Raw genomic sequence first — 20,933 nt, 5'->3', positions numbered from 1 at the left:
CTCGAGAGGAAATCCTTGATGCGCAAATTGATCGCAGTCGCTGCCGGTGTCGCCGTTCTCGGCTGGTCGGGTATGGCCGTTGCCAATCCCGACCCGCACCCGACCCAGGCTCCCAAGGATGCCGAGCACAAGGATGGTGAGCACAAGGACGAACACAAGGACACCGATCACAAGGGCGATCACAAGGAAGAGCACAAAGACGACCACGCCGCCCACTGATTGCTAAGGGTCAGGACCTAGGCTCAAGCGCCGGGTTGCCACGCATTGGCGATCCGGCGCGGCCAGCGTCCGGGTGCGATCAGGATCACATCGATCTGCATGTCGTCCCCCGCCCGCACGTATCTTGGCGCAATTGCCTCGGCCGCGCGCGCCACGCGCCGCAAACGGTGAGCATCCACCGCCGTTTCCAGCGCCGCGCCATCGCGCCGCCACTTGACCTCGACGAAGGCCACCGTCCGCCCCCGCCGCGCGACGATGTCGACCTCGCCCACGCCCAGCTTGACCCGCTGCGCCAGCACACGCCACCCGGTCAGCCTCAGCCACCAAACCGCCAGCGTCTCACCCTTGCGCCCACGCCGCTCGGCCTCGGCCCGGCTCACTTGAACGTCATCGCCAGCGCATAGAGCATCTTGCGATCCAGCCCGTGCGCCTTGGCGACCTTCCCCGCGGCCTGTGACGTCGACATCTCCGCCAGCGCCGTGCGCAACTCAGCCTCGATCACATCATCCGCCGGCGCTTCCTGCGCCAGTGGCGGCCCCACCAGCAGCACGATCTCCCCCCTCGGCGGGTGCGAGGCATAATGCTCCAACAGGTCATGCGCCGTCCCGCTGCGGCACTCCTCGTGCAACTTGGTCAACTCGCGCGCCACCGCAACCTCACGCCCCGGCAGCACCGCGCTCAGCGCCTCCAGCGACGCCACCAGACGCGGCCCGGTCTCATAAAACACCAATGTCGCCGGAACCTGCGCCAGTTCCTCCATCACATCACGCCGGGCCTTGTCCTTCGACGGCAGGAAACCCCCGAACAGGAATCGATCCGTTGGCAGTCCGGCCATGGACAGCGCCACGACCAGCGCGCTAGGCCCAGGCACGGACGTCACCATGATCCCCCGCGCCCTTGCCTCGCGAACCAGCTTGTAGCCCGGGTCCGAAATCAACGGCGTGCCCGCGTCCGAAACCAGCGCGACAGGAGATTGCGCCATTTCGGCCAGCAACGCCTCGCGCGCCGCATCGCTCGCGTGATCGTCATACCGCCGCATCGGCCGATGCAATCCCAGCAGATTAAGCAGCTTGCCCGTCACGCGCGTGTCCTCGCACGCCACCACCGCGCATCGACCAAGCGTGTCTATCGCGCGACGGGACACGTCTCCAAGATTGCCAATCGGGGTGGCAACAAGATAGAGCCCGGGTTCGAGTGCTGGCGTTTCCATGAAGTTTCCATGGACCGGGTAATCAAGAGCGACAAGAGGGCGGACCGGTTATGATGAACGAGCATGAGGCCGAAGGCCGAGCGAAGGCCATGAGCCGGACACGGCGGCTGGTCCTGCAAGGCGCTGTTGCCGGTACGCTGGCGCTCCTCGCAGGCTGTCAGGTCATTCCCAAGGGCGCGGTCGGCCCCGCGCCGGAACCCACCGAAAACGCGCCCGACGCCAACGCCCTGCCCACAGACGCCGGACGCCACCGCGTCGCTCTGCTTGTCCCGATGAGCGGTGCCAGCAGTGCAGTCGGCCAGTCGATCGCCAATGCAGCGACGATGGCCCTGCTCGATACCAACGCAGCGAACCTGCGGATCACCACGTACGATACCGCAGGCGGCGCAGGTGTAGCCGCCAGCCGCGCCATCTCGGACGGCAACAAGCTGATCCTCGGCCCACTGCTTTCGTCCGATGTCGTCGCGGTCTCGACCGTCGCCCGCGCCGCAAAAGTCCCGATGATCACTTATTCCAACGACAGCGCGGTCGCCTCGCGCGATGTCTTCGTGATGGGCCAGGCCCCCGGCCAGTCGATCGCGCGGGTGCTCGGTTTCGCCAAATCGCGAGGGCTCAAATCGGTCGCGGCGATCATCCCGACCGGCGACTACGGCCAGCGCGCCACCTCAGCGCTGATCGATTCCGGCCGCGCGCAGGGGGTCACGATCACCGCCATCGAAACCTATGATCGCGGCAATACCTCGGTCGCCAGCGCCGTTCGCCGCGCCAAGGACAAGGCGCCGTTCGATGCCCTGTTGATCGCCGACGGCAGCCGCATCGCGCTCCAGGCCGCCACGGCAGCGGGCAAGGGCACCAAGATGCTCGGCACCGAACTGTGGAGCGGTGAATCGACCATCGCCCGCAGTCCAACGATGCGCGGTGCATGGTTTGCCGCCGTCTCCGACGCGCGCTTTGGCAAATTTGAAAGCTCGTATCGCTCGCGCTTCGGCTCGGTCCCCTCGCGGCTGGCCACGCTCGGCTACGACAGCGTTCTGCTCACGCTGAACGTCGCGCGCAACTGGAAGCCGGGAAGCACCTTCCCTACGGCTAAGCTCTACGACCCTCAGGGCTTCATTGGCCTCGACGGCGTCTTCCGCTTCGCCGCCTCGGGCATGGCCGAACGCGCGATGGAAATCCGCGAAGTGGCGGCGGGGACGTTCACCACGGTCTCACCTGCTCCGGCGAAGTTTTAAGTTTGTTTCGCGCAGAGCACGCAGAGATCGCAGAGAGAAGGTGAGACTGAGGGCGGCCAAGCCGCAGGCCGTCAAACTACTCTATCGCTTCTCTGCGTACTCTGCGCTCTCTGCGCGAACCAAACCTTCCTTTAACACGCCCCGAAAACACCGGATAAGCGCAAGCCACCGCTTGCGCCCGGAATCGCGGGCGTTCTATACCCGTTCGCATGGCCGATGACCTTTTCGACAAACTCCCTGCCACCAGCGCATCCGAAAGCTATGACGGTTCCGCGATCGAGGTTCTCGAAGGCCTCGAACCCGTGCGTCGCCGGCCCGGCATGTACATCGGCGGCACCGACGAGCGCGCGCTGCATCACCTCGCCGCCGAAGTGCTCGACAACGCGATGGACGAAGCCGTTGCCGGTCACGCCAACCGCATCGAAGTCTACCTCGAAGACGAACCCGGCAGCGCCGGTCGCCTGACCATATCGGACAACGGTCGCGGCATCCCGGTCGACGAACACCCCAAGTATCCGGGCAAATCGGCGCTCGAAGTCATCCTCACCACGCTCCATTCGGGCGGCAAGTTCTCGGGCAAGGCTTACGCCACCAGCGGCGGCCTCCACGGCGTCGGCGTGTCGGTCGTCAACGCGCTGTCGTCACTCACCCGCGTCGAAGTTGCCCGGAACAAGGAGCTTTACGCGCAGGAATTCTCGCGCGGGCTGCCTACGACCAAGCTGCTCAAGGCCGGCAACGTTCCCAACCGGCGCGGCACGCAAGTCACCTTCGTCCCCGACACCGAGATCTTCGGCGCGGATGCAAAGTTCAAACCCGCGCGCCTGTTCCGACTGGTCCGCTCGAAGGCCTACCTCTTCGCAGGCGTCGAAATCCGCTGGAAATGCGCCCCCACCCTCGTCTCGGACGATGTCCCCGCCGAAGCCGTGTTCCAGTTCCCCGGTGGCCTTGCCGATCACCTCGCCGAACAGGTCTCGGGCCGCGAATGCGTCACCAGCGTGCCGTTCGCGGGCAGCCAGGACTTCCCGGCTGGCCCCGAAGGGCAGGAAATGGGCCGCGTCGAATGGGCCATCGCCTGGCCGCTGTGGTCCGACGGATCGTACTCGTGGTACTGCAACACCATCCCCACGCCCGATGGCGGCACCCATGAACAGGGCCTGCGCGCCGCCCTGACCAAAGGCATCCGCGCCTTTGCAGACCTGATCGGCCAGAAAAAGGCCAAGGACATCGCGCCCGAGGACATGATCACCGGCAGCGAGATCATGCTCTCGGTCTTCGTGCGCGATCCGCAGTTCCAGAGCCAGACCAAGGACCGCCTGACATCGCCGGAAGCCGCGCGCATGGTCGAGGCTGCCGTGCGCGATCACTTCGATCATTTCCTCACCGACAATATGGAGCGCGGCCGCGCGCTGCTTGGCGCGGTGATGGAGCGCATGGACGACCGCCTGCGCCGCAAGGCGGAACGCGAGGTCAAGCGCAAGACCGCCACCAATTCACGCAAGCTGCGCCTCCCCGGCAAGCTGACCGATTGCACCGGCGAAGGCAGCGGCGAGACCGAGCTGTTCATCGTGGAAGGCGATTCGGCAGGCGGCAGCGCCAAGATGGCGCGCGACCGCAAGACGCAGGCGATCCTGCCGATCCGCGGCAAGATCCTCAACGTCGCCAGCGCCTCGGCTGACAAGATCCGCGCCAATCAGGAAATCGCCGACCTCGCGCTCGCGCTCGGCTGCGGTATGCGCAAGGACTGCAACGCCGACGCACTGCGCTATGACCGCATCATAATTATGACCGACGCCGACGTCGATGGCGCGCACATCGCCACGCTGCTGATGACCTTCTTCTTCCAGGAAATGCCCGACATCGTCCGGCGCGGCCACGTCTACCTCGCCCAGCCCCCGCTTTACCGCCTGACCAGCGGCAGCACTTCGGCCTACGCCAAGGACGAAGCCCACCGCGCCGAACTGGAACGCACGAAGTTCAAAGGCAAAAAGGTAGATGTAGGCCGTTTCAAGGGCTTGGGCGAAATGAACCCGAACCAGCTGCGCGAAACCACCATGGCGCCTGCCACCCGCAGCCTGATCCGCATCACGCTACCCCCCGAATACGAAGGCCGCGCGGCAGTGAAGGACCTCGTAGACCGCCTGATGGGTCGCGACCCCGCGCAAAGGTTCATGTTCATCCAGAACCGGGCGGGTGAGCTGGATCCGGAACTGATTGATGCATGATCGGGTGAGCAAACGGCGTTTTTGCTCAATCCAGCTGTAATCTTGCCTGTTTTCAGAGACTACCCGTGTCGATCCTGTGCCTGCTTCTCAGGCTGAACGGACCATTCCGGCGGCGTGTCGTTGCGCTCGTCCGCTTCGGCATCTTGTTTTGACACATGGACCCGATCGGCAGCGTGATGGACAGGTGCATAAATCGTATAGAGCTTCAATGGCTCGTCCCCGATGTTCGTTACATTGTGCCACATGCCAGCGGGCACAAGCATGCACCAACCGTCAGAGACCTCTTTCTCGAACGTCAGCTCGTCTTTGGATTTCCCCATCTGCACGCGACCAGTGCCTGCGTCGACACGTAGAAACTGATCGGTTTCGGGATGCGCTTCGAGCCCGATATCGCCGTCCACCGGAATGGACATCAGGGTCACCTGCAAGTAGCGCCCGCTCCACGCGACCGACCGATAGTCGGCGTTGGCCTTGGTCGCCTCCTCAATGTCGAATGCCTGCGCATTCGGTCCAATGTCGTTAATGCGGTCTGCGTGGCTCGTCATGGAACGCTCCTCGATGCGTGCTCAATTGCAATTGCCTGACAGCGTAACCCCAATCCGATCGTGTTGATAGGGCGGCGGCCGCTCAGCCTTCCGTCGGTTCGCCACCGCTTCCCTTCTTCCGCGTGAAATCGAACCGGATCCGCACCCATTCGCCCACCTGGCTCTTGCCGTTCACGCGCGGCGGCCTCACCAGAAACTGCCATGACGCCTGCCGCAATGCGCGCGCCAGGCCGGACCCTTGCGGAGACTCGCCCATCTCCTGACAGTCCTCGACATGGTACTTCTCGATCGTGCGGCAAGCGATGATTGCCCATGCGCCCGGCGGACGGTTGGTCGGCATGTAGGGTCCGATCTCGGCATCGGACGGTTCGCGATACCATTGCGCGTTGTACAGGCGCACCCCGCCCGGTCCCTCGCCGACGCCTTCACTGCCGCCGCCACCGCCCGCAGACCCTGCGCTGCCACCGCCAGCCTGACGCTTCATCTTGCTGACGTCGGTCGCGGCGTACTCCTTGGACGATAGCTCGATGAACCCCTCGGGCCACGCGACCTTCCCCGGGATCGGCACCCTCGGAGGCGCCACCGGTTTGACCACCGTCACTGCCTCCGCCGTTTCGGACTTGTCCTGCTGCTTTTCGGGCTGTTCGCTCTTCTTCTCGCCCTTGTCGGCCGACGCGCTGAGGTCGATCGCGACCAGTTGCCCGCCGCCCGGTTCGCCGAACTTGGTGAAAGCGCCCATCCGCACCATGATCACGAACACCAGCGCGGCGCAGGCCAGCGCCAGTACGAACGACACCGCCCGCGCCCGTGGCGAGGCCCGATAGCCGTGAGTCTCGGGTGCCGGACGCGCAAAAATCATGCCGCGCGCCCTACACGCCCGTATCGAACGCCGCAATTGATGGCTCGCCAACGCGATGTGCGCGCGACATTTTGTTACGAAGTCGCGCTGAAGTTATCGGAATATGGATGGGCACCGAGCCCACTTGCACAGCTCCGCCTGCCCTCCTATCGCTTAACCATCCGCTTAACCACTCAGGACTCGCCGATGCGCTTCGAAGGCACCAGCAACTACGTCGCAACCGATGATCTCAAGGTCGCAGTCAACGCCGCCGTCCTCCTCCGCCGCCCGTTGCTGGTCAAGGGCGAACCCGGCACCGGCAAGACTGTGCTCGCCCATGAAATCGCCAAGGCGGTCGGTGCCCCGCTGATCGAATGGAACATAAAGTCCACGACCAAGGCGCAGCAGGGCCTCTACGAATACGATGCCGTCGCCCGCCTGCGCGATGGTCAGTTGGGCGACGAGCGCGTTCACGACATCGGCAATTACATCAAGCAGGGCAAGCTCTGGGAAGCCTTCACCGCGCCCAAGCTGCCCGTCCTGCTGATCGACGAAATCGACAAGGCCGACATCGAGTTTCCCAACGACCTGTTGCAGGAACTCGATCGCATGAGCTTCGACGTCTACGAGACGCAGCAGCGCATCACCGCCGTCGAACGCCCGATCGTGGTGATCACGTCGAACAACGAAAAGGAACTGCCCGACGCGTTCCTGCGCCGCTGCTTCTTCCACTACATCAAGTTTCCTGACCGCGAGACGATGCAGGCAATCATCGACGTCCACTTCCCCGGTATCCAGAAGACCCTCGTTTCAAAAGCGATGGAGGTTTTCTACGAAGTCCGCGAAGTGCCCGGCCTGAAGAAGAAGCCCTCGACCAGTGAACTGCTCGACTGGCTCAAGCTCCTGCTCAACGAAGACATGCCGCTCGACGTCCTCCAGAACCGCGATCCGACCAAGGCCATCCCGCCCCTCCACGGCGCGCTGCTCAAGAACGAGCAGGACATCATGCTCTTCGAAAAGCTCGCCTTCATGGCCCGCCGCCCGGGGAACTGAAGCTGATGCCTCACCCCGGCGGATGCCTTTGTGGCGCGGTGCGCTACACGATCGACGCGGAACCGGTCGGCGCGCGCATGTGCTGGTGCCGCGATTGCCAGCGCATCGCGAGCGGCTCGGCCACGGTCAACGTGCTGTTCCCGGAACAAGCCGTTGCGATCACCGGCGATCTTGGCAAGTTCACGATGATCGCCGACAGCGGCAACACTGTCGAGCGCGGCTTCTGCAGGGTCTGCGGCGCGCAGATCTACAGCCGCACCGTCGTCCCCGCCGGGCTCCCCATGCGGGTGCGCGCGGGAACGCTCGACGATCCCGAACTCTGCCCTCCCACGGCTGTGATCTGGAGCGACAGCGCTCCCAGCTGGGCACCCATTCCGGCAGATATGCCGCGGCTGCCCAAAGGACCGCCACCCGCATCCTGAAGCGCGGGCGCCGCGCCGCTCACTCCCGCGGCCCCAGCTTCTCCAGTTCCACCTGAGCAAACATTTCCTTCACCGCAGGCCGGGCGTTGATCTGTTCGATCCACCGCACCAGATGCGGTGTCGCGTCCTTGTTCACCAGATCCGCAAATCCGAACTGCATGCCGTTGGCGATAGCGAAGTTGCAGATGTCGGCCAGCGTGTATTGCCTCGGCACCAGCCATTCGTGATCGGCCAGATGATCGTCCAGACGCCGCACTGAAAACGCAATCTTGCGCATTTCCTCGTCGAGCATGTCCTGCGGGAACCCTTCGCGGGCGCGGCGCCATTTCACCTGCTGCTCGACCACCGGAATTGCGGCGACCTTTTCCTCGAACTCCGCGTCGCTGTAGCCCTTGACCATGTTGCCGATATAGCGGTGCCAGCCAATCGTCGAGACGCACCAGCAGAAATACTCGTCCACCCACTTCGTCCACGTTCGCATCTGCGCGCGCCCATAGCTGTCGGCGGGACGCAGCGAGACCTCGGTGGGGTACTCGTCCTCTAGATATTCGCAGATCACCGTGGATTCGGTGATGACCTTGTCACCATCGACCAGCGCCGGAACCTGCCCGCGCGGATTGATTGCCTTGAACCAGTCGGTATGATGCTCGAACTTCGACGGATCGAGCCGGTGCTTCTCGACATCCAGCCCTTTCTCGAACACCGTCAGCAGCGGTTTCATCGAGTTGGCAGCGGGGCCGAACGAGTAGAGTTTGAGCGTCATTGTATTATCCTCTCCGATTGGCGCCTCCATAGCCAATTGTATGTAACACTAACAATAAAAAAGCGGAGTCTGCACTGATGTCGTACACCGGACGCTGCGCCTGCGGAGCGATAACCCTTGAAATAACAGGCGAACCCGTCGCCACGCGCCAGTGCTGGTGCCGCCAGTGCCAACAGATCGCCGCAGGCGGCCCGACCCAGAACGCAATCTTCAAGGGCGATGACGTGGCAATTGCAGGCGCTCCCGCCTCCAGCCAGTGGACCGCCGCCAGCGGCAACACGCTGACCTTCCACTTTTGCCCGTCATGCGGGACGCAGGTTTTCGGCCAAAGCTCGGCCCGCCCGCACCTTAAGACCGTTCGATTCGGCGTGATCGACGAGCCACACGGACTTAAGCCCGAAATGATAATCTGGACCGACGACGCTCCGGAATGGGCGCAGATCGACCCGGCCCTCGAAAGCTGGCCACAACAACCACCCGCGCCGCCGCCCTCTGCTAACTGACGTTGAAGCAGTCCTGCCCGCTCCGCTTGAGCGACGCGCAATAGGCGTGCGCACCCGGCGCAGTGGCGCGCAGGCGGTAGAACTGGCGCGAGCCGACCACAGCCGGGATCACAACCTTGCGAAAACCCGCTAGCTCCGGATGCAATGAAACCAGTCCCTGCCAGTGCGCCTCGGCCTCGCCGGGGCTGGTCGCCGCAGCGAGCTGGATCGTCTGCCCCGGCCCCGCGAAAGCCATGCGCGCGGAGGCTGCGGCAAGCATCACCTCGGGCTTGGGCTGCACGACTGCGGGCACCGGACCCTGCGTGCCGAGCGCAAGCGTAATTGCCCCCTCGTCCGAGTCCACCGCGTCGTTCGTGACCACGACGGTCGTCGCATCGGCCCGCGTCAGCGCAAACAGCGACCGCGCAAAGCTGTATGGCAGCCGAATGCAGCCATGCGACGCCGGATACCCCGGCAGATGTCCCGCGTGGATTGCGATGCCGCGCCACGTCAGCCGCTGCATGTAGGGCATTGGCGCGTTGCTGTAGAGGTTCGAGCGGTGAAAGACCCGCTTCTGCAGGATTGGGAACACGCCCGCGGGCGTCCCATGACCGCGCTTACCAGTTGATACGGGTGATGACGCCCACGGAACGCCGTCCTTGAACACGTACATCCGCTGCGATGCCTTGCTTACCACGATCAGCACGCCCGATTGCAGCACGTCACTGACCGGTGGCGGTCCCGTCCGAACCGCGGGCGCGGGAGGGGGAGCCGGTGACGAACCCCCATCCTGTAATACTTGCGCCTGCGCGCTCTGTTCCATGCCGAGCAGGAGCTCGTCGGGCAGCACCAGACTTGCCAGCGCGACCACGACGGCGCAGCCGCCAACAGCGCTCGCCAGCCACCTCTTGGTAAACGTGATCTTAACCATCTTTCGAAGATGGCCGCGCTCGGCTCGTCGCTCAACCGATTCGTTTACGCGACGAGTTGCAGGCCTTGCCCAACGGCCGACCAGCGTTTAGTCACACGGTTAAGTCAAAGGAGCGCTGTCTCGTGTTTTTCAACTTCGTCGACGAACTGCGCGCCGCGGGCATCCCGGCCAGCTTCAAGGAGCACCTCGTTCTGCTCGAGGCGCTCGAAAAAGACGTGATCGAACAGACGCCTGAGGCTTTCTACTACCTCAGCCGTGCCACATTCGTGAAGGACGAAGGCCTGCTCGACCGCTTCGATCAGGTGTTCAACAAGGTGTTCAAGGGCATCCTCACCGATTACGGCCAACGCCCGGTCGACATCCCCGAAGACTGGCTGAAGGCCATCGCCGAAAAATTTCTCTCCGATGAGGAGATGGAAAAGATCAAGTCGCTTGGGTCTTGGGACGAGATCATGGAGACGCTGAAAAAGCGGCTCGAAGAGCAGCACGAACGCCACCAGGGCGGTAGCAAATGGATCGGCACCGGCGGCACCAGCCCGTTCGGCAACGGTGGCTACAACCCCGAAGGCGTGCGCATCGGCGGCGAGGGCAAGCACGGCCGCGCGATCAAGGTCTGGGAAAAGCGTGAATTCGCCAACCTTGATAACACCAAGGAACTCGGCACCCGCAACATCAAGATCGCGCTACGCCGCCTGCGTCGTTTCGCGCGCGAAGGTGCAGCGGACGAACTTGACCTTGAAGGCACAATCGAGGGTACAGCCCGCCAGGGCTGGCTCGACATCAAGATGCGCCCGGAAAAGCGCAATGCGGTCAAGCTGCTGCTGTTCCTCGACGTCGGCGGATCGATGGACCCGTTCATCCGGCTGGTCGAGGAGCTGTTCAGCGCCGCCACCGCCGAATTCAAGAACATGGAATTCTACTACTTCCACAATTGCCTGTATGAAGGCGTGTGGAAGGACAACAAGCGCCGCTGGTCCGACCGCACCCAGACCTGGGACATCCTACACAAGTTCGGCCACGATTACAAAGTCGTGTTCGTCGGAGACGCGGCGATGAGCCCATACGAGATCAGCCACCCCGGCGGCAGCGTCGAACACTTCAACGAGGAAGCCGGCGCGGTGTGGATGCACCGCGTCGCGCAGACCTACCCCGCCACCGTCTGGCTCAACCCCGTGCCCGAAAAGCAGTGGGGCTATTCGCAGTCCACGAAGATGATCAAGGACGTCCTTGGCGGCTCGATGTATCCGCTAACGCTCGAAGGCCTCGATGGCGCGATGCGCGAACTGACACGCAAGAAGCACTAGGACGCAAAAACGCAACCGGATCAAATTCGATTGCACGGAGTTTCGCTTCCTCTGACACTGCTGTGTGTCGGATCGCTGGGCATGGTCATCGGTGTGACGGCTCGCAGGGGGGATAGATGATCGACAGACAACGTACCGAAAACGGCGGCCTCATCGTGTTGCTCGCCCTGGTCACGATCGGCCTGGCGATGGTCGTGTCGAGCTTTGCAGGGGCGCTGCTTTGGGCAGCGCTTGCCGCAGTCCTGTTCCAACCCCTGTACCGCCGCCTGCTCGAACGCTCACCCGGCCGCCGTAACCTTGCCGCCGCCCTGACGCTGCTGATCATCACGTTTGCGGTGATCATCCCGGCGTTCATTATCGGCAGCCTCGTCGTCGAACAGGCAAGCGGCGTCTATGGGCAGATGCGCAGCGGCCAGGTCAACTTCGCGCAGTATTTCCAGCAGGTCCACAGCGCCCTGCCCGACCGTCTGCAGAGCGCATTGGGCAACGCCGGCCTGGGCACGTTCGAGCGCGTCCAGGTCAGGATTTCCGAAGCGCTCGGCAACAGCGCAAGCATGCTGACCCAGCGCGCTCTGGCGATCGGCGCCAATGCCGCAGCCTTCCTGCTCGCCTTCGGCGTCGGGCTCTACGTCACGTTCTTCCTCGTCCGCGATGGCGAAGAACTCGGCGCAAAGATCGTGGCGGCGTTGCCCCTCGAACGCTCCGTGGCAGAACGGATCGCCACCGGCTTCGTCACGGTGGTGCGCGCAACGCTGAAGGGTTCCGGCCTCGTCGCTCTGGCTCAGGGCGCGCTCGGCGCGATCACCTTCTGGATCGTTGGCCTCCCCGCGGCGCTGCTCTGGGGCATGCTGATGGCGATCGCGGCTCTGCTGCCCGCCATCGGTCCCGCGATCGTCTGGGGACCGGTGGCGATCTACCTGTTTGCGACCGGGGCGGTGTGGCAAGGCATCGTCGTCATTGCGTCTGGCGTCGTGGTTATCGGCCTGGCCGACAACATCCTGCGCCCGATGCTCGTCGGCCGCGATGCCGGCATCCCGGACTGGCTTGTACTCGTCACCACGCTGGGCGGGATCGAATTGCTCGGCCTTAGCGGTATCGTCATCGGCCCGCTCGCCGGAGCGCTGTTCATCACCGGCTGGCAGATCCTGACCGAGCAACGGCTGGCGGCGGGCACACGCAGCGAGACGGAGCCACTGGCGTGAGGTCCGCTCAGTAGAGCAAAAACGCGCGCCGCTCTTCGACCCACGAATCCTCGTCCGGCCTAGCCACCGCATCAAGATCGCTGGCAACGCTTCCCGCGTCGTCCACCCATTCGCGCAAGGCAGGACCACCGTTGATCACATCGATCGCCAGCTTGTCGAACACGTACTCGTACGGAAAATCGCGCCACAGCGGGTAGTCGGGATAGAGCCGCCGGATTGCCTTGAACGCCAGCGCCTGCAAGCGCCATGGCCGGAACGCTGCGTGGTCGTAGAAGGCGCCTTCTGCATGGATCATCAATCCGTTGCACAGCTTGCCCGCGTGCTTGTGAAATGTCGGCTCGAACCAGCATTCGCGGATAGCGCAGCCTTCCATCCACTGCGGCGCGAACGCACGCATTTCGGCAAGCACCGCCTTGGCATCGACATCGGGCGCGCCGAACAGCACTTCGAGTGGCCGCGTTGTACCGCGCCCCTCGGACACCGTCGCGCCCTCGATCATCACGGTCCCGGCATAGGCCCGCGCCATGTTCAGGCTCGCCGCGTTGGGCGAAGGATTGATCCAGATCCGGCTTTCGGGCCAGCCGAAGCCCGGCGCGGCGCTGGGCTCCCAGCCCTCCATCGCGACAACACGATAATCCACGTCCAGCCCGAAATGCTCGACGAACCAGTGCCCCATCTCGCCCAGCGTCATCCCGTGCCGCATTGGCATCGGCCCTGCGCCGACGAAGCTTTCCCAACCGGGCAGGAGCTTGGTTCCCTCGACCGGCCGCCCCGCCGGATTGGGCCGGTCGAGTACCCACACCGCCTTGCCCGTGCCGCTCGCCGCTTCGAGCAAGTAGAGTAGCGTGGTGACGAACGTATAGATCCGGCACCCCAGATCCTGCAGGTCGAACAGGAACACGTCGGCGCTATCCATCATCCGCGCCGTGGGGCGGCGGACCTCACCGTAGAGGCTGAACACCGGGATGCCATGGACCGGATCGAGTTCGTCCGCCGTCTCGACCATGTTGTCCTGCTTGTCGCCCTTGAGACCGTGCTGCGGCCCGAAAGCGGACGACAGCGTGATCCCGGGACACGCGGCCAGCGCATCGATCGAATGCACCAGCCCCTCGGTTACCGAGGCCGGATGTGCGACAAGAGCGACGCGCTTGCCTTCAAGCGGAGCGCGCAGGGCGGGGTCGGCCAGCAGCCGGTCGATACCGAATTTCATGGGTGCGTCGGTGCCGCAAGCCGTGCCGCGAAGCAAGCCTCGTCGTGGAAGTCGGGCCGTTCAGAGCCATGCGCCATCGCCCAGTACGATTTGCGCCCGCCAGTCTCTTCGATCACCGCCGTCAGCCCGTAAGTCCAAGGCAACGACGGCAGCGAAGCAGCCGGAATCGCGGCATCGAAGATCAGCACCGATTGCCCCCGGCGCGGCGTAGACACCGGATCGCGGACCATCGCCCGCTCCGCCATGCCAGCGCGATAGCCGCTGAAATCATACGCCGCCCACGCCTGCGATGGCGACAGGTTGAACTCGGCATATGCGTCCCCCCCGTCCGGCCTCACGAACATCTCGAAACACGTGGTCTGCCACAGCCCATCAGCTCGCCCCTTGCCCGCAAATGGCGGCACGAAGAGTTGGCCCGCGCCTTCCACCCGCCAGCGCAAGGTCAGCCAGCGCGCGTCGAGCGCCAGCACCCGCGCCTGCACCGAAGTCACCGCCAGCGGAGGGTGGGCGGGGTGCGCCAAAAGCTCATACGTTTCCAAGCGCAAGACTCCGTGCTAGGCGCGCGTTCCCGGTATTGGGGCGCGATCACGTGCCCGACAAAGGTGGCCAGATGACCGCGTACACTTCTTCGCTGCTCCGTTTGCTATCCGAGCGTGGCTATGTCCATCAGATGACGGACGCGAGCGCGCTTGATGCGCTGGCGAGCAAGCAGATCGTGCCCGGCTATATCGGCTTCGATCCCACCGCGCCATCGCTTCACGTCGGCTCGATGGTCCAGATCATGCTCCTGCGCCGTCTCCAGCAGGCGGGCCACAAGCCGATCGTGCTGATGGGCGGCGGCACTGGCAAGATCGGCGATCCCAGCTTTAAGGACGAAGCGCGCAAGCTGCTGACTGATGATGTCATCGCGTCCAACGTCGCCTCGATCAAGACCGTGTTCGAGCGCTTCCTGACCTTCGGCGATGGCCCGACCGACGCGGTCATGCTCGACAATGCCGAATGGCTCGACAAGCTGGAGTACATTCCCTTCCTGCGCGAAGTCGGCCAGCACTTCTCGGTCAACCGCATGCTCAGCTTCGATTCGGTCAAGCAGCGGCTCGATCGCGAACAGTCGCTGTCGTTCCTCGAATTCAACTACATGATCCTCCAGGCTTACGACTTCCGCGAACTGTCGCAGCGCTACGGTTGCCGCTTGCAGATGGGCGGCTCGGACCAGTGGGGCAATATCGTCAACGGCATCGAACTCGCCCGCCGCATGGACGGCGCGGAAGTGTTCGGCGTCACCACTCCGTTGCTCACCACCGCCGACGGCGCGAAGATGGGCAAGACCATGAACGGTGCCGTGTGGCTCAACGAAGACGCCCTGCCCGCGTGGGATTTCTGGCAGTACTGGCGCAACGCCGACGATCGCGACGTGGGCAAGTTCCTGCGCCTGTTCACCGATCTTCCGCTCGAAGAAATCGCCCGCCTCGAATCGCTCGAGGGCAGCGAAATCAATGCCGCCAAGATTGTCCTCGCCAACGAAGTGACCCGGCTGGTCCGTGGTGACGATGCCGCAAAGGCCGCCGAATCGACCGCCTCTGCCACCTTCGCCGGTGCCGGTCTGGGCCAGGATCTGCCGACTTTCGCGACTGCCGATGATTCGATCGGGTTGGTCGATGCGCTGGTCGGCCTCGGGTTTGCGACGAGCCGCGGCGAAGCCAAACGGCTCGTCACCGGAGGCGGCGCGCGCGTCGACGGCGTCGCGATCACCGATGAGGCCCACCGCGTCTCCTTGTCAGAAAGCGAAATTCGCATTTCCGCGGGCAAGAAGAAACACGGCATTCTGCGCCGCGCCTGAACAGGTTTGTGAAAAGCTAACGGCAAACGATTGCCGCCTCCGGCACAGATTTGCCTGCAGTTTACGAAATCTTCGCCAATTCGGACCTATAACCTTTGGTATAGACACTCGCATGCCAAGGACGAACGATGCGCGGCGGAGCACAGCTTTCAGTCACCGACCTCCGTCGTTCGAACCGGCACGCGGTCAGCATGCCCGTCATTGCCGAGCATCGTGCGCGCGGTGATATCCTGCTGCAATTGTCAAACGTATCGACGACCGGCTTCATGGCGCACGGCGTCGATGGGCTCGGGCGCGGCGATCGCGTGACTATCCGCCTGCCGCATGTCGGCCGGATCGAAGCGTTCCTGGTGTGGACGGATGGCGATCGGGCGGGTTTCCAGTTCGAACGCATCGTCCGACTCGACGATTTCACCAAGCTGATCAAGGCGCTCCAACCTACTGGGAAGCCGCGCTGAAGCCTTCGTCACAACCACGCAGGTTCGACAACTGAAAATCGCGAACCCCGCCAACTTTTGCTTTGTTGGCAAATAACGCCGCGGCTGGCATTGCCCTCGCGTGATAACGCCACCACCCCCGTCTGAACCCATCCCCACATCTCCGCTAGGCATCCCCGACTACAGGCGGTTCTGGGTGGCGCGGGTCCTTTCGGTGCTCGCGACATCGGGCATGGTCGTGATCCTGGGCTATCAGCTCTATGATCTGGCGCGCAGCGAATATGGCATGTCCATCGCACAGGCCGCGTTCCAGCTTGGCCTGCTCGGTCTCGCACAGTTTCTGCCGCTGTTCCTGCTGACCCCGGTCGCCGGAGTCGTCGCCGACCGTTTCGATCGCCGCAATGTCGCGGGGCTGTCGATCTGCATCGACCTGACCGTCGCTCTGGCACTAGCCATCACCACGCAGGCAGGAGCGCTGACCCTGCCGCTGCTGTTCGGACTTGCCGCCCTGCACGGCACTGCGCGCGTGTTCATCGGCCCGGCGCTTTCCTCGATCGCTCCCAACATCGTGCCGGCCGCACTGATGCCGAAAGCCATCGCGATCAACTCGATGGCTTGGCAGATCGGATCGGTCGGTGGTCCCGCCATGGCGGGCCTGCTGTTCTCGGGGCACCCAGCGCTGCCCTACTGGACAGCGACCGTTCTCCTCGCGCTGGCCGCGGTCGGTATATTCGGTATCCGCCGCCTCCCGCCTCCCGCAGGCAATCGCGACACCCATCCGCTCCGCCAGATCACCCAAGGCCTGTCGTTTGTGTGGAACGACCGCTTCCTGCTCGGCTGCGTTTCGCTCGATCTGTTCGCCGTCCTGCTCGGCGGTGCGACGGCGCTGTTGCCGGTCTTCGCGCGCGACATCCTGCAGGTCAATGGCCATCCCGTCGGCGCGGACGGCCTCGGCATCATGCGCGCCATGCCCGGTCTTGGTGCGGCACTGGTGGCATTGACGCTCTCGCGCCGACCGATCGTCGACAACGTCGGCAACAAGATGCTGCTCAGTGTCGCGGTCTACGGCGCGTTCACGGTCGCATTCGGTCTGTCGGCCAACTACTTCCTCTCGCTCCTGATGCTCGTCGGCATCGGCGCGAGCGATATGGTCTCGGTCTTCATCCGCAACACGCTGGTCCAGTTGCACACGCCCGACAACGTGCGCGGCCGCGTCTCCTCGATCTCGGGACTTGCCATATCGGCCTCGAACGAACTGGGCGAAATGCAGTCCGGCGTGGCCGCAGCCCTGCTCGGAGCGGTCGGCGCCGTGATCGTCGGGGGCGTCGGCGCGATCGCGATTACCGCCGCCTGGTTCGTCCTTTTCCCGGAACTTAAGAACGCGCGAACCTTTGCAGCGCGGTACAGATCGTCCTAACGTCTCCCCACTCACCTAAGGAGCCAAGCGAAATGAGAGCGGATTCCATCCTCGCCACGATCGGCAACACCCCGCACGTTCGCCTGTCCCGCCTGTTTCCCGACCACGAGGTATGGGTGAAGTGCGAGCGCGCCAATCCGGGCGGCTCGATCAAGGACAGGATCGGCCTCGCCATGATCGAGGCCGCCGAAGCCGACGGCAGCCTGAAAGCGGGCGGCACGATCATCGAACCGACTTCTGGGAACACCGGCATCGGCCTTGCGATGGCCGCCGCGGTCAAGGGCTACAAGCTCATCCTCGTCATGCCCGAATCGATGTCGCTCGAACGCCGCCGCCTGATGCTAGCCTATGGCGCGACGTTCGATCTCACCCCCCGTGAAAAGGGCATGAAGGGTGCGATCGAGCGCGCCAAGGAACTGATCGAGCAGACCGAGAACTCGTGGATGCCGCAGCAGTTCGACAATCCCGCCAACGTCGATATCCACGTCCGCACCACCTCGCACGAAATCCTCAAGGACTTCGCCAGCGAGCCGATCGACGTGCTTATCACCGGAGTCGGCACCGGCGGGCACCTTACCGGGTGCGCCGAGGAACTGAAGCGCCACTGGCCCGCGATGAAGGCCTTTGCTGTCGAACCGACGCTGTCTCCGGTCATCTCCGGCGGCCAGCCCGCGCCGCACCCGATCCAGGGTATCGGCGCAGGCTTCATCCCCGGCAACCTCCACACCCAGTCGATCGACGGCGCGATCCAGGTCGATCCCGCCGACGCCAAGGAATGGGCGCGGCAGTGCGCGTCGAAGGAAGGCATGCTCGTCGGCATCTCATCGGGCGCAACGCTCGCCGCCATTGCGCAGAAATTGCCGAGCCTGCCCGCCGGCAGCCGCGTGCTCGGCTTCAACTACGATACCGGCGAACGCTACCTGTCGGTGCCGGACTTCCTGCCCGAGTGACCGCCATGGAAGTCGAGCAGATCGATTATGCGGACGGCGAAGTCGGCCTGACCGGCTTCCTCGTCCGCCCCCAGAGCATTCCGCGCGCCGCCGTCCTCATCCTGCCGACAATCGCCAACGGTAACGCGGCGATGATCCGGCGCGCACAGATGCTGGCCGCCGAAGGCTACGTTGCGATGGTCGCGGACTTCTATGGCGTCCAGGTCCGCGATTTCGACCACGCCCGCGAATTGGCAGGACCACTGCGGTCCACGCCTGAAACCTATCGCCAGCGCCTGCGCTCAGGCCTCGCCGCGCTCACCGCTCACGAATCCACCCAAGGCCTGTCCGTCGCCGCCATCGGCTACTGCATGGGAGGGCAAGCGGCGATCGAACTCGCACGCGACGGCGCAGACATCGTACTTGCGGCCAGCTTCCACGGCCTGCTCGATACGTCGGCACCGGCAACCCCCGGCACGGTCAAGGCGCGCATCCTCGTCTGCCACGGCGACGCCGACCCGATGGTGTCGCGCAAGCAAGTTCTCGCGTTCTGGGAGGAAATGGACGCCGCCGCCGCCAACTGGCATTTCCACAGTTACAGCGGTGTCAAACACGGCTTTACCGATCCCGCCAGCGATGCCCGCGGCATGCCCGCCATCGGCTACAACGCCAGTGCCGACCGGCAAAGCTGGGCCGCGCTCATGGAACTGCTGGACGAAGTACTCGGCTGACGGACCGGAAGAGCGTTAAATCCCACCCTCTCGGCGTCCCCGCAAAGGCGGGGACCTCAGGCCTCTACTCTCAACAGCGCATCTAACCTCCTGAGGCCCCCGCCTTCGCGGGGGCGCAGCAAGAAACTACCCGCTCGCCAGATCAGTTGATCGCCAGTTGCTCGGCCGAAAGCGCCATGATCGTCTCCGATCCCGCCTCGACCTGACGGCGCAGAGCGCCCGCTTCGGTCGTGTAGCGCGTCGCCCAATGCCGCGCGCAGGCCAGCTTGGCCTCATAGAACGGCTTGTCCTCCGCTCCGCCCGCAATCGCCGCCGCCGATACCTTCGCCATCCGCAGCCACATCAGGCCGAGCGAAACGATACCGGTCAGCGTCATGTAGGCATAAGCGCCCGCACCCAGGTTGTTTGGATTGGCCATCGCGTTCTGCATGAACCACATCGTCGCGGCCTTCATATCTCCGGTAGCGCGCGACAGCCGCTCGGCTACCAGGCTGACCGTCTCGTCCGCAGACTCCTCCGCACACTCGCTATCGACCAGCGCGAACAGCCGTTGCACCGCGCGGCCACCGTTCTGCGCCAGCTTGCGCCCGACAAGATCCATCGCCTGCACACCGTTGGTGCCTTCATAGATCATCGCGATCCGCGCATCGCGCACAAACTGGTCCATCCCATTCTCGGTGATGTAGCCGTGGCCACCCCAGATCTGCTGCATGTCGGTGGCCACCTTGTAGCCCATGTCGGTGCCGTAGCCCTTGATCACCGGCGTCAGCAGGCTGATCAGGTCGTCGGCTTCCTGCCGGTCATCCTCGGTCGCGCCCTTGTGCGTCAGGTCGACCTGTAGCGCGCCCCACAGGCACAGCGCGCGCATGCCCTCGACGAAGGTCTTGCCGTCCATCAGCATCCGCCGAACGTCGGGGTGGACGATGATCGGATCGGCGCGCTCCTGCGGCTCGGCCGGGCCAGTCAGTGCACGGCCTTGGCGGCGATCGAGCGCATAAGCCAACCCGTTCTGATAGGCGACTTCGGCTTGCGCCAGCCCTTGCATGCCCACGCCAAGGCGCGCCGCGTTCATCATGATGAACATCGCGGCCAGCCCCTTGTTCTCCTCGCCGACGATCCAGCCCTTGGCGCCATCGTAGTTCATCACGCAGGTGGCATTGCCGTGGATGCCCATCTTCTCTTCGATCGAGCCGACGGTCACCGCATTGCGCTCGCCCAGCGAGCCGTCCGCATTGACGATGAACTTGGGCACGATGAACAGGGAGATGCCCTTGCTCGATTCGGGCGCACCCGGCGTCTTGGCCAGGACGAGGTGGACGATATTCTCGGTCAGGTCGTGGTCGCCGGCCGAGATGAAGATCTTCGTGCCGGTGATCGCATACGATCCATCGGTTGCCGGCACCGCGCGCGTCCGGATCATGCCCAGATCGGTGCCGCAATGCGGCTCGGTCAGGTTCATCGTACCCAGCCATTGCCCACTCACCATCTTGGGCAGGTACATCGCCCGCTGCTCGGGCGAACCCTTCTCGCGGATCGCCGAGATGGCGCCGTTGGCAAGCCCGGGATACATCGCAAACGCCTGGTTCGCGGTCGCCAGATTGCACTCCATGATGAAGCCCATCACGTGCGGCAGGCCCTGTCCGCCAAACTGCTCGGGCGCAGACAGCGTGCCCCAGCCACCTTCGACATACTGGCGATAGGCATCCTTGAAGCCCGCTGGTGTGGTCACGCTGCCATCGGCGTGGCGCGTGCAGCCTTCCTTGTCACCCGAGAGGTTGAGCGGCGCGACGACTTCGGTCACGAAGCGTCCGGCCTCCTCGATGATCGCGTCGGTCATGTCCTGGCTTGCGCTCTCGAATCCGGGCAGATTGCCGTAGGATTCAAGGCGCAGCAGTTCGTTGACGACAAAGCGCGTGTCACGCGTCGGTGCGGTGTAGACGGGCATC

General features: G+C 64.2%; 22 protein-coding genes. 13 read left to right on the top strand and 9 right to left on the bottom strand.

What is annotated here, in order from left to right; translation table 11 throughout:
- The first annotated feature begins 18 nt into the window (after nucleotides 1–18).
- Nucleotides 19–219 carry a hypothetical protein gene (locus GGQ88_RS11395; protein WP_183613328.1) on the top strand — a complete coding sequence of 67 codons (201 nt, stop codon included), beginning with the start codon at nucleotides 19–21 and terminating at the stop codon, nucleotides 217–219.
- A gap of 23 nt (nucleotides 220–242) precedes the next feature.
- Here GGQ88_RS11395 and GGQ88_RS11390 read toward each other — a convergent pair whose 3' ends face one another.
- Entirely contained in the window at nucleotides 243–599 is a 357-nt protein-coding gene (locus GGQ88_RS11390; RefSeq protein WP_183613326.1) for a YraN family protein, read from the bottom strand.
- On the bottom strand, nucleotides 596–1,429 hold the full coding sequence (gene rsmI, locus GGQ88_RS11385) for a 16S rRNA (cytidine(1402)-2'-O)-methyltransferase (protein ID WP_183613324.1): 834 nt from the start codon (nucleotides 1,427–1,429) through the stop codon (nucleotides 596–598). The genes GGQ88_RS11390 and rsmI overlap by 4 nt, the downstream gene beginning before the upstream one ends.
- Nucleotides 1,430–1,479: 50 nt before the next feature.
- On the opposite strand from rsmI, the gene GGQ88_RS11380 reads away from it, so the two are divergent.
- On the top strand, nucleotides 1,480–2,661 hold the full coding sequence (locus tag GGQ88_RS11380) for a penicillin-binding protein activator (RefSeq protein WP_343057182.1): 1,182 nt from the start codon (nucleotides 1,480–1,482) through the stop codon (nucleotides 2,659–2,661).
- A gap of 209 nt (nucleotides 2,662–2,870) precedes the next feature.
- On the top strand, nucleotides 2,871–4,883 hold the full coding sequence (locus GGQ88_RS11375) for a DNA topoisomerase IV subunit B (protein WP_183613322.1): 2,013 nt from the start codon (nucleotides 2,871–2,873) through the stop codon (nucleotides 4,881–4,883).
- 59 nt (nucleotides 4,884–4,942) lie between these two features.
- On the opposite strand, the gene GGQ88_RS11370 is transcribed toward GGQ88_RS11375, so the two are convergent.
- Complete coding sequence (locus GGQ88_RS11370; protein WP_183613320.1) at nucleotides 4,943–5,428, bottom strand: cupin domain-containing protein; 486 nt, start codon at nucleotides 5,426–5,428, stop codon at nucleotides 4,943–4,945.
- Nucleotides 5,429–5,510: 82 nt separating this feature from the next.
- Complete coding sequence (locus GGQ88_RS11365; protein ID WP_183613318.1) at nucleotides 5,511–6,287, bottom strand: hypothetical protein; 777 nt, start codon at nucleotides 6,285–6,287, stop codon at nucleotides 5,511–5,513.
- A gap of 186 nt (nucleotides 6,288–6,473) precedes the next feature.
- On the opposite strand from GGQ88_RS11365, the gene GGQ88_RS11360 reads away from it, so the two are divergent.
- Together GGQ88_RS11360 and GGQ88_RS11355 are read left to right on the top strand one after the other, a co-directional pair.
- Entirely contained in the window at nucleotides 6,474–7,319 is an 846-nt protein-coding gene (locus GGQ88_RS11360; protein WP_183613316.1) for an AAA family ATPase, read from the top strand.
- 5 nt (nucleotides 7,320–7,324) lie between these two features.
- On the top strand, nucleotides 7,325–7,741 hold the full coding sequence (locus tag GGQ88_RS11355) for a GFA family protein (RefSeq protein ID WP_183613314.1): 417 nt from the start codon (nucleotides 7,325–7,327) through the stop codon (nucleotides 7,739–7,741).
- A 19-nt stretch (nucleotides 7,742–7,760) separates the two neighbouring features.
- Here GGQ88_RS11355 and GGQ88_RS11350 read toward each other — a convergent pair whose 3' ends face one another.
- Nucleotides 7,761–8,504: a glutathione S-transferase family protein gene (locus tag GGQ88_RS11350; RefSeq protein WP_246385873.1), complete on the bottom strand. Its 744-nt coding sequence runs from the start codon at nucleotides 8,502–8,504 to the stop codon at nucleotides 7,761–7,763.
- A gap of 77 nt (nucleotides 8,505–8,581) precedes the next feature.
- On the opposite strand from GGQ88_RS11350, the gene GGQ88_RS11345 reads away from it, so the two are divergent.
- Nucleotides 8,582–9,007, top strand: coding sequence for a GFA family protein (locus GGQ88_RS11345; protein ID WP_183613312.1), 426 nt, complete (start codon nucleotides 8,582–8,584; stop codon nucleotides 9,005–9,007).
- Here the strand turns inward: GGQ88_RS11345 and GGQ88_RS11340 are convergent.
- A complete protein-coding gene (locus tag GGQ88_RS11340) occupies nucleotides 9,000–9,917 on the bottom strand; it encodes a L,D-transpeptidase family protein (RefSeq protein ID WP_183613311.1) in 918 nt (305 codons plus the stop codon). The two genes, GGQ88_RS11345 and GGQ88_RS11340, sit on opposite strands and share 8 nt — an antisense overlap.
- A 122-nt stretch (nucleotides 9,918–10,039) precedes the next feature.
- Between GGQ88_RS11340 and GGQ88_RS11335 the strand changes: the two genes are divergently transcribed.
- Together GGQ88_RS11335 and GGQ88_RS11330 are read left to right on the top strand one after the other, a co-directional pair.
- Nucleotides 10,040–11,221 (top strand): VWA domain-containing protein, encoded by a 1,182-nt coding sequence (locus tag GGQ88_RS11335; RefSeq protein ID WP_183613309.1) that lies wholly within the window; start codon nucleotides 10,040–10,042, stop codon nucleotides 11,219–11,221.
- A 116-nt stretch (nucleotides 11,222–11,337) separates the two neighbouring features.
- Complete coding sequence (locus GGQ88_RS11330) at nucleotides 11,338–12,423, top strand: AI-2E family transporter (RefSeq protein ID WP_183613307.1); 1,086 nt, start codon at nucleotides 11,338–11,340, stop codon at nucleotides 12,421–12,423.
- A gap of 7 nt (nucleotides 12,424–12,430) precedes the next feature.
- On the opposite strand, the gene GGQ88_RS11325 is transcribed toward GGQ88_RS11330, so the two are convergent.
- On the bottom strand, nucleotides 12,431–13,633 hold the full coding sequence (locus GGQ88_RS11325; RefSeq protein ID WP_183613306.1) for an exo-beta-N-acetylmuramidase NamZ family protein: 1,203 nt from the start codon (nucleotides 13,631–13,633) through the stop codon (nucleotides 12,431–12,433).
- Nucleotides 13,630–14,172, bottom strand: a complete 543-nt coding sequence (locus GGQ88_RS11320) for a DOMON-like domain-containing protein (protein WP_183613304.1) — start codon at nucleotides 14,170–14,172, stop codon at nucleotides 13,630–13,632. Before GGQ88_RS11320 ends, GGQ88_RS11325 begins: the two co-directional genes overlap by 4 nt.
- A 71-nt stretch (nucleotides 14,173–14,243) precedes the next feature.
- Here GGQ88_RS11320 and tyrS point away from each other — a divergent pair, with 71 nt between their 5' ends.
- From tyrS to GGQ88_RS11295, 5 genes are all read left to right on the top strand, one after another.
- On the top strand, nucleotides 14,244–15,473 hold the full coding sequence (gene tyrS, locus GGQ88_RS11315; protein ID WP_183613302.1) for a tyrosine--tRNA ligase: 1,230 nt from the start codon (nucleotides 14,244–14,246) through the stop codon (nucleotides 15,471–15,473).
- A 128-nt stretch (nucleotides 15,474–15,601) separates the two neighbouring features.
- On the top strand, nucleotides 15,602–15,931 hold the full coding sequence (locus tag GGQ88_RS11310) for a PilZ domain-containing protein (protein WP_183613300.1): 330 nt from the start codon (nucleotides 15,602–15,604) through the stop codon (nucleotides 15,929–15,931).
- Nucleotides 15,932–16,082: 151 nt separating this feature from the next.
- On the top strand, nucleotides 16,083–17,327 hold the full coding sequence (locus tag GGQ88_RS11305) for an MFS transporter (protein WP_343057197.1): 1,245 nt from the start codon (nucleotides 16,083–16,085) through the stop codon (nucleotides 17,325–17,327).
- A gap of 32 nt (nucleotides 17,328–17,359) precedes the next feature.
- The gene (gene cysK, locus GGQ88_RS11300; RefSeq protein WP_183613298.1) at nucleotides 17,360–18,277 is read left to right on the top strand and encodes a cysteine synthase A; all 918 of its coding nucleotides are present in this window, start codon (nucleotides 17,360–17,362) and stop codon (nucleotides 18,275–18,277) included.
- 5 nt (nucleotides 18,278–18,282) lie between these two features.
- Complete coding sequence (locus GGQ88_RS11295) at nucleotides 18,283–18,987, top strand: dienelactone hydrolase family protein (RefSeq protein WP_183613726.1); 705 nt, start codon at nucleotides 18,283–18,285, stop codon at nucleotides 18,985–18,987.
- 142 nt (nucleotides 18,988–19,129) lie between these two features.
- On the opposite strand, the gene GGQ88_RS11290 is transcribed toward GGQ88_RS11295, so the two are convergent.
- Nucleotides 19,130–20,932, bottom strand: a complete 1,803-nt coding sequence (locus tag GGQ88_RS11290) for an acyl-CoA dehydrogenase C-terminal domain-containing protein (RefSeq protein ID WP_183613297.1) — start codon at nucleotides 20,930–20,932, stop codon at nucleotides 19,130–19,132.
- Between the last annotated feature and the right edge of the window lies 1 nt (nucleotide 20,933).

The sequence above is a fragment of the Novosphingobium hassiacum genome, assembly GCF_014196055.1.
In the GTDB taxonomy this organism is placed as follows: domain Bacteria; phylum Pseudomonadota; class Alphaproteobacteria; order Sphingomonadales; family Sphingomonadaceae; genus Novosphingobium; species Novosphingobium hassiacum.
Note: the sequence above shows the minus strand (reverse complement) of the source record. Positions and strands in the feature narration are given on the sequence as shown.